Below are 1487 nucleotides of genomic sequence, written 5' to 3' on the forward strand. Positions count from 1 at the left end.
CACCGGACGCCTCTCCGATGCCCACGGCGAGCCCCCTGCCCGTCCCCGAGGAGAGCGGCTCCCCCACCGCGCCGGAGGGCACCGGACGCACCGGCAGCGGGATCGGCAGCGGCGCAGGCGCAGGCGCATCCACCGGAGCCAGCGGGTCGGGCAAGACGATCAACAACGCGTTCACCACGGGATACACCTGGTTCGACAACACCCCGCGGGGCAGCGCCCAGATCTCCGATCCCGTCCTGCACCACCAGGCCGGCGGCACCGGCACGTACGCCGATCCGATCACGCTCGCGGTGGGGCACAGCATGGCGGATGGCAAGGACACACTGGACTACCCGGCGGGCACCCGTTTCTACATGCCGCGGGTGCGCCGGTACTTCATCGTCGAGGACGCCTGCGGTGACGGCTCCAGCCCGCAGAACGGCCCCTGCCACAGCCTGAAGACGGCGCCGAAGGGCGCCACCACCTGGGTCGACATGTACGTCGGCGGTGACAGCGGGGACAATGAGTCCGCGGTCCAGGCCTGCACCGACAAGGTCACCGGGCTCAACACCGTGATCGAGAACCCCGGCCCCGGTCTCCCGGTGGTCGAGGGACCGGTGTTCCAGAACGGCAAGTGCACAGAACTGTACTGAGTGGCCGGCAGACAGCGGCGGGGCCCGACGCGATACGCGTCGGGCCCCGCCCTTTGTACGGACCGGAGGATCAGCTGTGGGAGACCGTGAGCGCGTAGAAGGTGACCCGTGCTCCGTCGGTGCTGCTGCCTGAGGCCGACTGGTTGTAGGCACCGGCCTTGAAGTACTGCTTGTATGCCTTGAAGGAGGAGGCGATCGGGTAGTGGGTGGTGCTGCCGTTGACGGTCAGGTCGATGGTGTCGCCGCCGGAGACGCCGATGGTGTAGCTCCACTTCTGGCCGAGCGGAACGTGCCCCACGGTGTGCCGGGTCTGGCCTCCGGAGGGAGAGTTCTCGGTGCCCAGCACGATGTCGCCGTTGGCGGAGTAGTACAGCTCCAGCAGCGGCTTGGTGGACGAGCCCCCGGAGCCCAGGTGGATCTGTCCCACACACACGCTGGACGGCACGGACTCCACGCGCAGGGTGGCGCTCATCCGGTGGGTGCCGTCGAGGGACCAGTCGGCGGTGCTGCCGTCGGGATTCACCTCCTGGAGTTCGGAGCGGGGGTACTTGGAGTTGGGCGTGGTGACGCCCTTCTCGGGCGACCAGAAGGTCAGGGAGCCGTCGGCGCCGACGGAGAAGTAGGGGTCCCGGTAGCCGCCCTGGAGCCGGGAAGACGCGATGGTGGTCGGGGATCCCTGGTTGCCGACGGGCTCCTGGAGCCTCCAGTTCGACAGGTCGATGGGACTGCCGGCGGTCGCGGTGTTGCTGCCGCCGTCCGGCGCGTCGGGGGTGGTGCCGGGCGTGGGCGCCGGAGAGGCTGCGTTCCCCCTCACCAGGCCCGTGACCGGGTCCGGGCCGGGTTCGGTGTGGGGGA

The 1487-nt window shown here is 69.8% G+C and carries 1 protein-coding gene and 1 pseudogene; one reads left to right on the plus strand and one right to left on the minus strand.

The window, feature by feature from the left end; translation table 11 throughout:
- Nucleotides 1-632, plus strand: a pseudogene (locus tag ABZX30_RS38130) (hypothetical protein); the annotation flags it as partial.
- 70 nt (nt 633-702) lie between these two features.
- Here ABZX30_RS38130 and ABZX30_RS38135 read toward each other — a convergent pair.
- Nucleotides 703-1446 (minus strand): polysaccharide lyase family 7 protein, encoded by a 744-nt coding sequence (locus tag ABZX30_RS38135; RefSeq protein WP_355943050.1) that lies wholly within the window; start codon nt 1444-1446, stop codon nt 703-705.
- Nucleotides 1447-1487: the final 41 nt, after the last annotated feature.

Origin of the sequence: Streptomyces sp. NPDC004542, assembly GCF_040610035.1 — a bacterium.
Taxonomy (GTDB): Bacteria; Actinomycetota; Actinomycetes; order Streptomycetales; family Streptomycetaceae; genus Streptomyces.